A 15028-nucleotide genomic window follows, 5' to 3' on the forward strand; every position below is an offset into this window, starting at 1 on the left:
AACCTTCAACGACGAAGGAAACCCCACATGGCACGCAGACACCTCTCCGCCGCCGTCGCGCTCGCCGCGGCTGCGGTTGTCATGAACCCGACCGGCGCCCAGGCCTCCCCACCTGGCGCCAGGGACGTCACCGCCGTCCTCTTCGAGTGGAAGTTCGCCTCGGTCGCCCGGGAGTGCACCACCACCCTCGGCCCCGCCGGATACGGCTACGTCCAGGTCTCCCCGCCCGCCGAGCACATACAGGGCCCGCAGTGGTGGACCTCGTACCAGCCGGTCAGCTACAAGATCGCCGGCCGGCTCGGGGACCGGGCGGCCTTCCGGAACATGGTGAACACCTGCCACGCGGCCGGTGTGAAGGTCGTCGTGGACACCGTCATCAACCACATGTCCGCGGGCAGCGGCACCGGCACCGGCGGCTCGTCGTACACCAAGTACGACTACCCGGGTCTGTACTCGTCCTTCGACTTCGACGACTGCACGAGCCGGATCGGCGACAACTACCAGGACCGCTGGAACGTCCAGCACTGCGAACTGGTCGGCCTCGCCGACCTCGACACCGGCGAGAACTACGTGCGCGGCGCCATCGCCGGTTACATGAACGACCTGCTCTCCCTCGGCGTCGACGGCTTCCGCATCGACGCGGCCAAGCACATGGACGCCGCCGACCTCACCGGCATCAAGTCCCGGCTGAGCAACCCGAACGCGTACTGGAAGCAGGAGCTCATCTACGGCGCCGGCGAGGCCGTCCAGCCCACCGAGTACACCGGCAACGGCGACGTCCAGGAGTTCCGCTACGCCTACGACCTCAAGCGGGTCTTCAACAGCGAGAACCTCGCCTACCTGAAGAACTACGGCGAGGGCTGGGGCTACATGAGCAGCGGCGTCTCCGGCGTCTTCGTCGACAACCACGACACCGAGCGCAACGGCTCCACGCTCAGCTACAAGGACAACGCCACCTACACCCTCGCCAACGTCTTCATGCTGGCCTGGCCCTACGGCGCCCCCGACATCAACTCCGGCTACGAGTTCACCGACCACGACGCCGGCCCGCCGGGCGGCGGCCAGGTGAACGCCTGCTGGCAGGACGGCTGGAAGTGCCAGCACAACTGGCCGGAGATCAGGTCCATGGTCGCCTTCCGCAACGCCACGCGGGGTGAGCCGGTCACCAACTGGTGGGACAACGGGGGCGACGCCATCGCGTTCGGCCGGGGCGGCAAGGGCTTCGTGGCCATCAATCACGAGTCGGGCTCGCTGACCCGGACGTACCAGACCTCGCTGCCGGCGGGGACGTACTGCAACGTGCAGAACAACACGCCGGTGACGGTGAACGCGGGCGGGCAGTTCACGGCCACCCTTGGCGCGAACACGGCCCTGGCGATCCACGCGGGCAAGACCAACTGCTAGGTGCTGTCCCCCGGTTGCGGTGCGTGAGGGATTGACGCTTCCGGAACGCTGCCCTACGTTCCCACCACAGTGGCACCTCCCTGAACGCTGTTCAGCATGTCGAACAATCGCCCCTCGGAACCCCGGGGGGCGACCGCATACCACTGGGAGCGCTCCCATGTCGGGACGGATCACGCTGCGCAGACTCAGACAGTGGACGGTGGCTTCCCTCGCGGTGCTGTTGACCACCGCCGGGGTCACCGCGGGGGCCTCACCCACCGAAGTGGCCGCTTCGGCCACCGTCGACGGCTCCACCCGGCACCAGCCCATCGACGGATTCGGCATCTCCGAGCACTTCGGCCGGGCCGAGATCATGCGCGGCTCGCAGGGCCTGCCCCCGGAACGCCAACGCGAGATCCTCGACCTGCTGTTCAGCAAGAGCACCGGCGTCGGGCTGAGCATCCTGCGCCTCGGCATCGACTCGGGCATCCAGCCCACCGACCCCGGCGGGCCGCACGCGACCCCGAAGTACGTCTGGGACCGCAACGACAAGGGCCAGGTGTGGCTCGCCCAGCAGGCCAAGGCCTACGGCGTGACCCGCTTCTACGCCGACGCCTGGAGCGCCCCCGGCTACATGAAGACCAACGGCACCGACGCGAACGGCGGCACGCTGTGCGGCCTCGCCGGTGCCACCTGCGCGAGCGGCGACTGGCGCAAGGCGTACGCGAACTACCTCGTGCAGTACGCCAAGTTCTACGCCCAGGAGGGCATCCGCGTCACCGACCTCGGCTTCGTCAACGAGCCCGACTACACCGCCACGTACGACTCCATGCGCCTCACCCCCGCCCAGGCGGCCGAGTTCACCAAGGTCTTCGGGCCCGTGGCGCGGGCGGGCGGATACAAGGTCGTCTGCTGCGACTCCTTCGGCTGGAAGCAGCAGAAGACCTACACCAGCGCGATCGAGGCCGACGCCACGGCCCGGGGCTACGTCGACACGCACGCCGGCCACACCTACGCCAGCCCCGTCGACGGCCCCCTGCCGACGCGGAAGCGGACCTGGATGTCGGAGTGGTCGCCCAACGGCACCACCTGGAACGAGGCCTGGGACGACGGCAGCGGCTACGACGGGTTCACCGTCGCCTCCGCCGTGCACGACGCCCTGACCAAGGGCAACACCAGCGGTTACGTCTACTGGTACGGAGCCTCGGTCGGTGCCACCCGGGGCCTGATCCAGATGGACGGGGAGAACTACCACGTCTCCAAGCGCCTGTGGGCGCTGGCGAACTACAGCCGCTTCATCCGCCCCGGAGCCACCCGCATCGGCGCCACCGCCTCCGACGGCGACCTCAGGCTGTCGGCGTTCCGCAACACCGACGGATCCGTGACGGTCGTGGCGCTCAACGCGGCCGGCAGCGCCACCCCCGTGTCGTTCAGCCTGCGGAACATCGGCTTCACCAGCGGAACGGCGACGCCGTACCTCACCGACGGCTCCCACAGCACCGCCCGGCAGGCCGCCGTGCCGGTCAGTGGGGGTGCGCTGAAGGCCACGGTTCCGGCCCGCTCGCTCGTCACCTACACCATCAAGCGATAGGAGGCACGATGCGCCTGACAAGACGCCTGGGAGTCCTGTTCGCGGGGCTGGCGCTGTTGCTCGGTGCCCTGGTGGCCCCGTCCGCCGCATCGTCGGACGCCGCGGCCGCCCTGCCCGGCAGCTTCAAGTGGAGTTCCAGCGGGGTGCTCATCTCCCCGAAGTCGGACGCGAACCACCAGCTCAGCGCGATCAAGGACCCGTCGGTCGTCTACCACAACGGCCGGTGGCACGTGTTCGCCAGCACCACGACCACCAACGGCACCTACAGCATGGTGTACCTGAACTTCCCCAGCTGGCAGGAGGCCGGGTCCGCGCAGCACCACTATCTGGACCAGACGGCGATCGGCGCCGGGTACAAGGCGGCGCCGCAGGTGTTCTGGTTCGCGCCGCACAAGCTCTGGTACCTCATCTACCAGACCGGGGACAACGCGGCGTACTCGACGACGGCGGACATCAGCAACCCCAGGTCGTGGACCGCCCCGAAGAAGATGTACGCGAACGGCATGCCGCAGATCATCCGGGACAACATCGGCAGCGGCTACTGGGTCGACTTCTGGAACATCTGCGACAGCTCCAAGTGCTACCTGTTCTCCTCCGACGACAACGGGCACCTGTACCGGTCGGAGACCACGGTGGCCAACTTCCCGAACGGCTTCACCAACACCGTCATCGCGCTCCAGGACTCCAACAAGTACCGCCTGTGGGAAGCCGCCAACGTCTACAAGCTCAAGGACTCCAACACCTACCTGCTGCTCAACGAGGCGATCGGCAGCGACGGCAAGCGGTACTTCCGGTCCTGGACGTCGAACAGCATCGCCGGCCGCTGGACCCCGCTGGCCGACACCGAGTCCAACCCCTTCGCGCGGGCCAATAACGTCGCCTTCAGCGGCACCCCCTGGACCAGGGACATCAGCCACGGCGAGATGGTCCGCCACTTCAACGACCAGTCCCTCACCATCAATCCGTGCCGGCTCCAGTTCCTCTACCAGGGCATGAACCCCTCGGCGAGCGGCCCCTACAACACGCTCCCGTGGCGGCTGGGTCTGCTGACGCAGACCAACTCGACCTGCTGAAATTTCTTTCCATCGGTTTCAGGACTCTTGCTGTAAGTGTTTCGGCGGCGATACGGTCGCGCGGGGTCGGACCCGTGAGAGCCGCAATCGCAAGGAGTCCACGTCAGTGATATCGAGATGGCCGGTGCCGTCCAGGCGCCGAACCTCCCGTGCCGGACGGGTCGCTGCGGTCACCGCCACCGCGCTGGCCGCAGCACTCGTCCAGCCGCTCGCCGCCGGGGCAGCGACCCCGCCCGCGCCTCCGTCCGACGCGAAGCTCGCCGCCGAGCCCGCCCGCCACGACGCCACCCGTGAGCAGTTCTACTTCGTCCTGCCGGACCGTTTCGCCAACGGCGACCGCGGGAACGACAAGGGCGGCCTGACCGGCTCGCGCCTGTCCACCGGCTACGACCCCACCGACAAGGGCTTCTACCAGGGCGGCGACCTCAAGGGCCTGACCAAGAGGCTCGACTACATCAAGGGCCTCGGCACCACCGCCCTCTGGATGGCCCCGATCTTCAAGAACCAGCCCGTGCAGGGCACCGGGGCGAACGCTTCGGCCGGTTACCACGGTTACTGGATCACCGACTTCACCCAGGTCGACCCGCACTTCGGCACCAACGAGGACCTCGAAACCCTCATCGACAAGGCCCACGACAAGGGCATGAAGGTCTTCTTCGACGTCATCACCAACCACACGGCGGACGTCGTCGACTACGAGGAGAAGTCCTACGACTACCTCTCCAAGGGGGCGTTCCCGTACCTGACGAAGGACGGGAAGCCGTTCGACGACGCCGACTACGCCGACGGGAAGCGGGACTTCCCTGAGGTCGACAGCGGCTCCTTCCCGCGCACGCCCGTGGTGACCAAGAAGAACAAGGTCCCGTCGTGGCTCAACGACCCGACGATGTACCACAACCGCGGCGACTCCACCTTCGCCGGTGAGAGCTCCACCCACGGCGACTTCTCCGGGCTCGACGACCTGTGGACCGAGCGGCCCGAGGTCGTCAGCGGCATGGAGAAGATCTACCAGCGCTGGGTCAGGGACTTCGACATCGACGGCTTCCGGATCGACACCGTGAAGCACGTCAACATGGAGTTCTGGACGCAGTGGGCCACGGCCCTGGACGCCTACGCGGCGAAGCAGGGGCGCGACGACTTCTTCATGTTCGGCGAGGTGTACTCGGCCGACACGTCCGTCACCGCCCCTTACGTCACCGAGGGCCGGCTCGACGCCACGCTCGACTTCCCCTTCCAGGAGGCGGCCCGGCAGTACGCCTCGCAGGGCGGCAGCGCGCAGCAGCTCGCGGGCGTCTTCGGCGACGACTACAAGTACACGACCGGCAGGGCGAACGCGTACGAGCAGGTCACCTTCCTCGGTAACCACGACTTGGGCCGGATCGGGTACTTCCTGAAGCAGGACGATCCGAAGGCCACCGACGCCGAGCTGCTGAAGAAGGACAGGCTCGCCAACGAGCTGATGTTCCTCAGCCGCGGCAACCCCGTCGTCTACTACGGCGACGAGCAGGGCTTCGCGGGCGCGGGCGGTGACAAGGACGCCCGGCAGAGCATGTTCGCCTCCCGCACCGCCGACTACCTCGACGACGACCGGATCGGCACCGACCGCACCCACGCCGAGGACGCCTACGACACGAGAGCACCGCTCTACCGCCAGATCAGTGCTCTCGCGGGGCTCCGCAAGGCCAACCCGGCCCTCACGGACGGTGTCCAGCAGCAGCGGTACGCGGCCGACGGGCCGGGCGTCTACGCCTTCTCCCGCACGGACGCGAAGACCGGCACCGAGTACGTCGTCGCCTTCAACAACGCCGCCGACGAGAAGACCGCGACCTTCCCGACCGGCTCGGCCGGCATGACCTTCCGGGGCATCTACGGCACCGGCGCCTCCGCGAAGAGCGACGGCGACAAGAAGCTCACGGTCACCGTCCCGGCCGGCTCGGCGATCGTCCTCAAGGCGGCCGGCAGCCTCGCCGAGCCCGCCACCGAGCCGACGATCAGCCTGAAGGCCCCGGCCGCCGGCGCCACCGGCACGGTCGAGCTCACCGCCGACGTGGACGGCGGACAGCTCAACCGGGTGGTCTTCGCCGCGCAGACCGGCAACGGCAGGTGGCAGGTCCTCGGCTCCGCCGACCACGCCCCGTACAAGGTCACCCACACCATCAGGAAGGACGTGGCGCCCGGCACGGCCCTGCGCTACAAGGCCGTCGTCGTCGACTCGGCCGGCCGCACCGCGAGCGCCCTGGCCGCCTCCACCACCGGCACCCCGCCCGTCGATGCGCCGCCCACCGCGTCCTCCCGCGACTACGCGATCGTCCACTACAAGCGCGCGGACGGGAACTACGCCGACTGGGGCCTGTACGCCTGGGGCGACCTCGCCGAGGGCGAGGCCACCGAGTGGCCGAAGAGCCACCCCTTCACGGGCCGCGACGCCTACGGCGCCTTCGCCTGGGTCAAGCTCAAGCCCGGCGCCTCGAACGTCAGCTTCCTGGTCATCGACAAGGACGGCACCAAGGACGTCTCCGCCGACCGCACGATCGACGTCACCAGGACCGGTGAGATCTGGATCGAGCAGGGCAAGGAGACCGTCACCACCGAGCGCCCCGCCTACCCGGCGCCCGACAGGAGCAAGGCCGTCCTGCACTACCACCGGGCCGACGGGAACTACGACGGCTGGGGCCTGCACGTCTGGACCGGCGCCGCGCACCCCACCGACTGGTCGAACCCCCTGAAGCCGGTGAAGACTGACCCCTATGGCGCTGTCTTCGAGGTGCCGCTCACCGAGGGTGCCACCAGCCTCAGCTACATCATCCACAAGGGCGACGAGAAGGACCTGCCCACCGACCAGTCGCTCGACCTCAAGGCGAGCGGCCACGAGGTGTGGCTGGTGAGCGGCCAGGAGAAGCACCTGCTCCCGCAGCCCGCGGGCAGTGCCGCCGCCCTCGACCTGACCACCTCCAAGGCGGTCTGGATCGACCGGAACACCCTCGCCTGGAACGGTTCCGACGCCGCCGCCTCCACCCAGCTGCTGTACTCCCGCGACGGCTCGATCGCCGTCAAGGACGGCGCCCTGACCGGCGACGCGAAGTGGCTGCGCCTGTCGAAGGGGGAGCTGACCGACGCCCAGAAGGCGAAGTTCCCGCACCTGAAGGACTACGCCGCCTGGACCGTCGACCCCCGTGACCGCGACCGGGTCCGCGAGGCCCTGCGCGGCCAGGTCGTCGCCACCCAGCGGGCCGCGAACGGGGCCGTCCTCGCGGCGAACGGCGTCCAGATCGCCGGTGTCCTCGACGATCTGTACTCCGGCGCGACGAAGGCCGACCTGGGACCGACGTTCTCCCGGGGCCGCCCCACGCTGTCCGTGTGGGCGCCGACCGCGCAGCACGTGTCCCTGGAGATCGGCGACGCCGTCGTACCGATGAGACGCGACGCGACCACCGGCGTCTGGTCCGTCACCGGCCCGGCGTCCTGGAAGGGCAAGCCCTACCGCTACGTCGTGAAGGTCTGGGCGCCCAGCGTCCGCAAGGTCGTCACCAACAAGGTCACCGACCCCTACGCCCTCGCCCTCACCGCCGACTCCGAGCGGAGCCTCGTCGTCGACCTGGACGACAAGGCCCTCAAGCCCGCCGGCTGGTCGACGTACACCAAGCCCAAGGCCGTACCGCTGCGGGACGCCCAGATCCAGGAGCTGCACATCCGGGACTTCTCCGTCGAGGACCGCACGGCGAAGCACCCCGGCACCTACCTCGCCTTCACCGACAAGGACAGCGACGGCTCCCGGCACCTGCGCGAGTTGGCGAAGGCGGGCACCTCGTACGTCCACCTCCTGCCCGCCTTCGACATCGCCACCATCCCGGAGCGCAAGGCCGACCAGGCGAGCGTCGACTGCGACCTGGCCTCCTACCCGGCCGACTCGGACAGGCAGCAGGAGTGCGTCGGGAAGATCGCCGCGAAGGACGCCTACAACTGGGGCTACGACCCGTACCACTACACGGTCCCCGAGGGCTCCTACGCCACCGACCCGGACGGCACGGCCCGCACGGCCGAGTTCCGCAAGATGGTCAAGGCCCTCAACGACGACGGCCTGCGCGTCGTCATGGACGTCGTCTACAACCACACCGCCGCCAGCGGCCAGGAGAAGACGAGCGTCCTCGACCGGATCGTGCCCGGCTACTACCAGCGGCTCCTCGCCGACGGCTCGGTCGCGAACAGCACCTGCTGCGCCAACACCGCCACCGAGAACGCCATGATGGGCAAGCTGGTCGTCGACTCGGTCGTCACCTGGGCCAGGCAGTACAAGGTCGACGGCTTCCGCTTCGACCTCATGGGCCACCACCCGAAGGCCAACATCCTCGCGGTCAGGAAGGCCCTCGACGCCCTCACCCTCGAAAAGGACGGCGTCGACGGCAAGAAGATCATCCTGTACGGCGAGGGCTGGAACTTCGGCGAGGTCGCCGACGACGCCCGGTTCGTCCAGGCCACACAGCGGAACATGGCCGGCACCGGCATCGCCACCTTCTCCGACCGCGCCCGCGACGCCGTGCGCGGCGGCGGCCCCTTCGACGAGGACCCGGGCGTCCAGGGCTTCGCGTCCGGCCTGTACACCGAGCCCAACTCCTCGAAGAACAACGGCACTCCGGCCGAGCAGAAGGCCCGGCTGCTGCACTACCAGGACCTGATCAAGGTCGGCCTCTCCGGCAACCTCGCCGGCTACCGGTTCACCGACACCAGCGGCAAGGAGGTCAAGGGCTCCGACGTCGACTACAACGGCGCCCCCGCCGGCTACGCCGCCGCCCCGGGCGACGCCCTCGCCTACGCCGACGCGCACGACAACGAGTCCCTGTTCGACGCGCTCGCCTTCAAGCTGCCCTCATCGGTGAACGCGGACGACCGGGCCCGGATGCAGGTCCTGGCCATGGCGACGGCCGCCCTCTCCCAGGGCCCGGCCCTCTCCCAGGCGGGCACCGACCTGCTGCGCTCCAAGTCCCTGGACCGCAACTCCTACGACAGTGGCGACTGGTTCAACGCCGTCCACTGGAACTGCGCCGACGGCAACGGCTTCGGCCGCGGACTGCCCATGGCGGCCGACAACGCCGACAAGTGGCCCTACGCCAAGCCCCCGTTGAGCGAGATCAGGGTGGGCTGCGAGCAGATCGAGGGCGCCTCGGCCGCCTACCGCGACCTGCTGCGGATCCGTACGACCGAGCAGGACTTCTCCCTCGGCACGGCGGAGCAGGTGCAGTCCCGGCTCTCCTTCCCGCTGTCCGGCGAGGACGAGACGCCCGGCGTGATCACCATGCGGCTCGGCGACCTCGTCGTCGTGTTCAACGCCACCCCGCAGCGGCAGGAGCAGCGCGTCCCCGCACTCGCCGGAACCGGCTACCGACTGCACCCGGTGCAGGCGGCGGGGGCGGACTTTACCGTCAAATCGTCCTCCTACGCGGCCGAATCGGGCACGTTCGCCGTTCCGGGGCGCACGGTCGCCGTCTTCACCCGTGCCGCCGGATAGCCGCACTACGTTGGGTGGGACAGGCCGTGTCCTACGGTCTGCCCCACCCGCATACGCCCCCGAGGGCTTTCGAGATGGACGGCAACGGCACGCAGCAGACCACCGTGCTGGTCGTGGACGATGTCGCGGCCAGCCGGTACGCCATGGGCGCGGTGCTGACCCGCGCCGGCCACCAGGTCGTGCCGGTCGCCAGCGGCGGCGAGGCACTCGTCGAACTCGACGTCCGGCTGCGGAACGGCACCCTGCCCGACGTGGCCCTGGTCGACGTGGGCCTGCCCGACATGAGCGGCTTCGAGCTGTGCCGCCGGGTCCGGGCCCGGCCGCCCTTGGCCGCGCTGCCCGTCGTGCACTTCTCCGCCGCCTCGACCTCGCCCGGCGACCGGTGCCGGGGCCTGGACGCCGGCGGGGACGCCTATCTGACCGTGCCCGCCGAGCCGCAGGAGATCCAGGCCGTCGTCCGGGCCGCCGTGCGCGGGGCGCGCCGCAGCACCGGCGACGAGACCGTCGTCCACCGTCTGACGCTGCTGTCCGAGGCCATCATCACCGTGCAGGCGGCGCGCTGCCCGCGGGAACTCGCCGCCGCTGCCGCCGACGGCGCCGCACACCTGACCGCCTCGCCCGCCGTGGTGTTCGTGATCGGCCCGGACGGGGAGCCGTACCGGGGCATCGCCCGGGGCCGCCCCGCGCCGACGGACAGCGGGGCGCACCAGGCGGCGGCACGGCTGGTCACGCGGCTCGCGGAGGGCCGTACCGGGATGCACACCACCGTCGTCCCCGCGCCGCTGTGGCCGGCCGGGATCTTCCGGCCGGGCGTCGAGGAGGACGCCCGCCTCACCGTGGCGACGGCCCAGGACGGCCGCACGGCGGTGTGCCTGGCCACGCCCGTGCGGCGCACGGCCATCACCGACCCGGCGGACGACGGGCTGCTCGCCCGGCTCGCCCAGGCCGCCGCGCTCGCCGCCGAACCGCTGCTGCTGTACCAGGTGGAACGGCACGTCGCCCTCACCCTCCAGCACAGCTTCCTGCCCCAGCCGCACAAGCTGCCGCACGTACCCGGCGTCGACATCGCCGTCCGCTACGTGCCCGCCTCCCGCCAGGCCGAGATCGGCGGCGACTTCTACGCCGCCCTGCGCACCGGCGACGGGGTGCTCACGGCGGTCGGGGACGTCGTCGGGCACTCGCTGGACGCGGCCACCGTCATGGTCGAGATCCGGCACGCCCTGCGCGCCTACTGCGTGGACGAGAGCGACCCGGCCGTGCTGGCCGAGCGGCTCGACCGGATGCTCCAGCGCTACCACCCCGACGCCACGGCCACCGTGTGCCTGGCCCTCGTCGACCCCGGCAGCGGCCGGGTGCGGATCGCCAACGCCGGACACATCCCGCCGCTGCTCCTGCGCCACGGCGGCGGCGCCCGGTACCTCGACGCCTGCGGGCCGCTGCTCGGGCTGGGCCTGGACCGGCCCCCGCCGACCGAGCACCACCTGAACCCCACCGACCGGCTGCTCCTGGTCACCGACGGCCTCATCGAGACCCGCGGCACCCCGCTGGCGACCTCCCTGGAACAACTCCGCACGGCCGCCGCCGACGCCCCCACCGGGCTGGACACCCTCTGCGACGTCCTCCTGGGCTGCTTCGGCCACGACCGCGAGGACGACATCGCGATGCTGGCCCTCCGGTTAGGGTGAGCCTCCTGGACCTAGTACAGGAGTGCTGATGCCGCAGATCACCGTCGACTATTCCGCCGACCTCGCGGACGACTTCGACCGGCCCGGATTCGCGAAGGCGCTGCACGAGGCGACGGTCGAGATCGCGGCCGCCAAGCCGCCGGCGTGCAAGACGCGGTTCCGCCGGACCGAGGACGTCGTCGTCGGCCCCGAGACCGAGGGGCACGCCCATGTGCACGTCCACCTCGCCCTGCTGTCCGGGCGCACCGACGAGACCAAGGCCCGGCTCACCGAGGCCACGCTGGACCTGGTGCGGAAGTACGTGAAGGCCGCCGAGGGGGTCGTGCTGCACGCCTCCGCCGAGGTGCGCGACCTGGACGCCTCCTACCGGAAGTTCGAGGCCTGAGCGGCCTCAGCTCGCCAGGGCCACCAGTCGGCCGGCCAGGTCCGCGAACGGGCCGTCGGCCGGCTCGTCCTCGACCATGCTGCGCAGCAGGGCCGCCATCTCCTCGTCGTAGGCGGCGCTGACGGCGACGAGCGCGGCGAGGTCGTTGACGAGCTGCGACTCCAGCTCGCGGCGCGGGATGCGCCGGCCGTCCAGCCAGATCAGCGCCGTCGACTCGGCGAGCGAGATCCAGGAACGGACGACCAGTTCCAGGCGCGCGGGCGGATCGGTCACGCCCAGGTGCGAAAGGATCTGGACATACGCGGCCTGCCGCACGGAGTCGACGAGCGCGTTGGTCGTCGACGAGCCGACGGCCGGGCCGCCGCGCATGAGGGCGGAGAAACCGGGCCCGTGCTCCTCCACGAAGTCGAAGTAGCGGCGCATCACCCGCAGCAGCCGCGCCCCCAGCGGGCCTTCGTGCGGCTCCACGAACCGGGCCGCGAGATCGTCCGAGGCCCGCTGCAACGCGGCCTCGTACAGGCTGAGTTTGCCGGGGAAGTAGTGGTAGACCAGCGGGCGTGAGATGCCCGCGGCCGACGCTATCTCGTCGATCGAGACCTCGTCGGGCGAGCGGCGGCTGAACAGTTCGAGGGCGACGCCGATCAACTGCTGCCGTCGCTCCTCGACTCCCATTCTGCGGCGAACCCCGGTAGTCATACGAACACCTTACCGATCGAATCCGGCCTCGAACGGGCCCGAGCGACCGCGGAGGTCCGCCAGGGTTCCCTGGGCGGGCGCGAGAACCGTTGGTCAGCTCAGCCCGCCGACCGAACGCCCGTCCTCCAGCGTGCCCTTCAGCTCGGCCCGCGCGCCCTGCTCGGCCGGCACGGTCAGCAGACTGCCCTGCGCCGACCCGTCGACCCCGCCCGTCGCCCGGATCGACGCCGTCTCCCGGCTGCCGGCGGCCAGTAGATACCAGCCGCCCGCCTCCGACTTCCACAGCACCCCGGCCAGCACATGCGGGTCACGCGCCCCGCACGCCGCGACGTTCTCGGCCTTCGCCGCCACCGCCCCGTACCTCCCGCCCGGCGTGTGGAACTGCGCCAGCACCCGCGCCCCGCCGCCCCGCCAGGTGTCGGCCCGGGTGCACACCCACGCCGCCGAGCCGCTCGCGTCGGGCAGCGGCTGCTCGTTGAACGCCCAGGCGTTGACGCTCCGCACGCCCGCGGAGCGCACCGTCCCCAGCGAGCAGGCGAACGGCTGCCAGACGCGCAGCGCCTCGGCACCGGAGGCCTCGCCCGGGGAGCCGGGCCGGCCGGCGGTGAGCCGGGCCGGGACCAGCTCGCCGAGGTCGGTCAGCAGCCGGGTCCTGCTGCCGTCGGTCACTTGCAGCACGTTCCACGAGGTGCACGGGCCGGACCGCAGGACCGGGCTGGCCAGCGGCGCGGTCACACCGTCGGTGAGGGCGAGGTCCATCGCGCCGGAGCCCGGCTTCAACAGGTCCCGCTCACCCGCCTTCGCCACCCAAGGGGCCGTCAGATAGCGGACGTTGCCGTCGGCCCGGCCCAGGACCACCGCACCCGCCTCGGCCCGGCCGGCCCCGTCCACCCGGGCGAAGTCGAGGGCGGCGCCCTGCGTGCCGTCCTTCGGCTCGGCGTACCGGGCGATGCGCAGACCGTCGTAGAGGATCACCACGCGCGCGGCGTCGACCGTCCCCGCGTACAGCAGCTGGGGCGGTCCGGCCGGGCCGCCGGACGGGGTGCCGGGCGTGGCCGAGACCTGGACCGTCTCGCCGGGGCGGGCCCAGACGGCCAGGGCGCGGCGCAGCAGGGCCGTGTCACCGGTGAGGTCGCCGCGGGCCGGCCACACGGAGAAGTCGGTGCGCGCCGAACCGCGCCACGCGGTGGGCGGGACCCGGGTCAGCTTCGCCGGGTCCAGGGCGGCCTGCGCCGAAGGGTTCCGCGCGTACGGGGGAGCGGCGGCGCCCTCGGGGCCCCAGCCCTCGCCGGGCAGTCCGAGCAGTGCCCCGCACACCAGCAGGGCCGCCCCGGCGGCCAGCGCGGCCTTCAGGTGCTGACGGCGGCGCATCAGGTCGGTGGGCCGGGCCTGGAGCGAGCAGGGGTCGAACTCGGGGGAGTCGAGCAGCCCGTACTGCGCGGGGATCCCGCCGGCCTCCAGCAGCGCCCCCTCCGCGTCGGCGACGCCCGCGTCGTTGAGGACCTTGCGCACGTCGTCGTCCGTCAGCCGCTCCAGCCCGCGCAGCGCGTACGCGGCCCGGGCCGGGCCGGACAGGGTGGACAGCCGCTGGTCCAGGGCGAGTTCGTCGGCGCCGCCGGAGCGCGGGAACAGTTTCAGGCCCCACACCTGCGGCAGCACCGGCGGCAGCTGGGACCTCTTGGGCCAGGCCTTGCGCTTCAGCGGCAGCCCGGCCTCCAGCGCCGTGCGCAGCACCTGGAGACGGACCAGGGTGTAGCCCGGGTCGCCGTGGCGGCCGGTGGACTGGGCCGGGATCATCGGGGCCGGGGTGCGGTTGCGGGGCAGTGCGCGCTGGGTGAGGGCGTGTGCGGTCACGACGCGCCGGCTGCGGCCCAGCCCTGGTGGCAGCACCAGGTAGGCCAGCCGGACGAGACGCGGGTAGTGCTCGACGAGGGCGGCCTCGGCCTGCTCGACGTCGACGACCGGGCCGGCGGTGGCGGGGGGTGCGGGGCGCTGGGCGACATCCTGTGACTGCACGTTCAGCAGAACGAGCGAATCGTTGGATGGTCACCTGACTGCGGAGCGTCAGGCTCCCGGCCGCACCTCGGGCTCCACGAGCAGCCGGGCGTAGTTCGCCATCGAGCGCTGGTAGCGCGGCAGGTGCGGGGCCAGGGCGCCCAGCGCCAGCGACAGCGCCTCGCGGTCGCGGCCCAGGCTGGACAGACACAGGGCGAGACAGGCGCGCACGGCGTCGTCCAGCTCGTCGGACGGCGCGTCCAGTTCGGCTTCGAGCAGCTTGACGCCCTCCTCGGCCTGCCCGATGTTCCGCAGTGAGCTGGCCAGCTGGATCTTCGTCCGGCGGGTCTTGTAGGGGCTGACGTCGGCGAGTCCGCGCGCCAGCGCCTCGCGGTACAGCCGGACCGCCTGGTCCGGGTGGCCCGTGGAGTCGAAGGCACAGGCCTGCTCGAACGGCCCGAGCGGGCTGTCCTCGGGCAGCTCGGCGACGAGGGCGTCGACGTCGGCGCGGAAGCGGGCCTCGTCCTCCGCGGTTTCCGCGTACTCGTCGAACCGGTCCCACAGGGCGGTCACGCGATCTTCCCAGTCCTGGTTCACCGGCCCACCCTCGCACAGGAGCGCCCCCGGAGGCAGCGGAATTTTGAGCAGCGGGGGCTCCGCGGCCGTATCGAAGGCGAGAGCCTGTTGCCAGGGCTCCGTGCGGCATGCGTCCGGACC

8 protein-coding genes and 1 pseudogene are annotated in these 15028 nt (G+C 71.1%); 6 read left to right on the forward strand and 3 right to left on the reverse strand.

The genetic code is table 11. The features are described 5' to 3' along the window. The first annotated feature begins 27 nt into the window (after positions 1-27). The 6 genes and pseudogenes from IE255_RS04740 to IE255_RS04765 all read left to right on the forward strand — a co-directional run bounded on the left by IE255_RS04740 (position 28) and on the right by IE255_RS04765 (position 11620). Positions 28-1404: an alpha-amylase gene (locus IE255_RS04740; protein WP_190048813.1), complete on the forward strand. Its 1377-nt coding sequence runs from the start codon at positions 28-30 to the stop codon at positions 1402-1404. 157 nt (positions 1405-1561) lie between these two features. Then, a complete protein-coding gene (locus tag IE255_RS04745) occupies positions 1562-2974 on the forward strand; it encodes a glycoside hydrolase family 30 protein (protein ID WP_190048814.1) in 1413 nt (470 codons plus the stop codon). A gap of 86 nt (positions 2975-3060) precedes the next feature. Continuing rightward, positions 3061-4047: pseudogene (locus IE255_RS04750) on the forward strand (glycoside hydrolase family 62 protein); the annotation flags it as partial. Positions 4048-4153: 106 nt separating this feature from the next. Next, positions 4154-9550, forward strand: coding sequence for a pullulanase-type alpha-1,6-glucosidase (gene pulA / locus IE255_RS04755; protein WP_190048816.1), 5397 nt, complete (start codon positions 4154-4156; stop codon positions 9548-9550). Between the two features lie 74 nt (positions 9551-9624). Beyond that, positions 9625-11235, forward strand: coding sequence for a fused response regulator/phosphatase (locus tag IE255_RS04760; RefSeq protein ID WP_190048817.1), 1611 nt, complete (start codon positions 9625-9627; stop codon positions 11233-11235). A gap of 28 nt (positions 11236-11263) precedes the next feature. Then, the gene (locus IE255_RS04765; RefSeq protein ID WP_190048818.1) at positions 11264-11620 is read left to right on the forward strand and encodes a 5-carboxymethyl-2-hydroxymuconate Delta-isomerase; all 357 of its coding nucleotides are present in this window, start codon (positions 11264-11266) and stop codon (positions 11618-11620) included. Between the two features lie 6 nt (positions 11621-11626). On the opposite strand, the gene IE255_RS04770 is transcribed toward IE255_RS04765, so the two are convergent. The 3 genes from IE255_RS04770 to IE255_RS04780 form a co-directional block, all read right to left on the reverse strand. Beyond that, positions 11627-12316 carry a TetR/AcrR family transcriptional regulator gene (locus tag IE255_RS04770; protein ID WP_229906281.1) on the reverse strand — a complete coding sequence of 230 codons (690 nt, stop codon included), beginning with the start codon at positions 12314-12316 and terminating at the stop codon, positions 11627-11629. Positions 12317-12409: 93 nt separating this feature from the next. Then, the gene (locus tag IE255_RS04775) at positions 12410-14332 is read right to left on the reverse strand and encodes a hypothetical protein (RefSeq protein ID WP_190048819.1); all 1923 of its coding nucleotides are present in this window, start codon (positions 14330-14332) and stop codon (positions 12410-12412) included. Positions 14333-14380: 48 nt separating this feature from the next. Next, positions 14381-14908: a tetratricopeptide repeat protein gene (locus tag IE255_RS04780; RefSeq protein WP_190048820.1), complete on the reverse strand. Its 528-nt coding sequence runs from the start codon at positions 14906-14908 to the stop codon at positions 14381-14383. Between the last annotated feature and the right edge of the window lie 120 nt (positions 14909-15028).

It is taken from the genome of Streptomyces lomondensis (assembly GCF_014651035.1).
Classification (GTDB): domain Bacteria; phylum Actinomycetota; class Actinomycetes; order Streptomycetales; family Streptomycetaceae; genus Streptomyces; species Streptomyces lomondensis.

Excerpts from the sequence above, each read along its gene's own strand:
- IE255_RS04770 (WP_229906281.1), bottom strand. The coding sequence starts at position 12,316 with ATGACTACCGGGGTTCGCCGCAGAATGGGAGTCGAGGAGCGACGGCAG.
- IE255_RS04745 (WP_190048814.1), top strand. The coding sequence starts at position 1,562 with ATGTCGGGACGGATCACGCTGCGCAGACTCAGACAGTGGACGGTGGCT.
- IE255_RS04765 (WP_190048818.1), top strand. The coding sequence starts at position 11,264 with ATGCCGCAGATCACCGTCGACTATTCCGCCGACCTCGCGGACGACTTC.
- IE255_RS04760 (WP_190048817.1), top strand. The coding sequence starts at position 9,625 with ATGGACGGCAACGGCACGCAGCAGACCACCGTGCTGGTCGTGGACGAT.
- IE255_RS04740 (WP_190048813.1), top strand. The coding sequence starts at position 28 with ATGGCACGCAGACACCTCTCCGCCGCCGTCGCGCTCGCCGCGGCTGCG.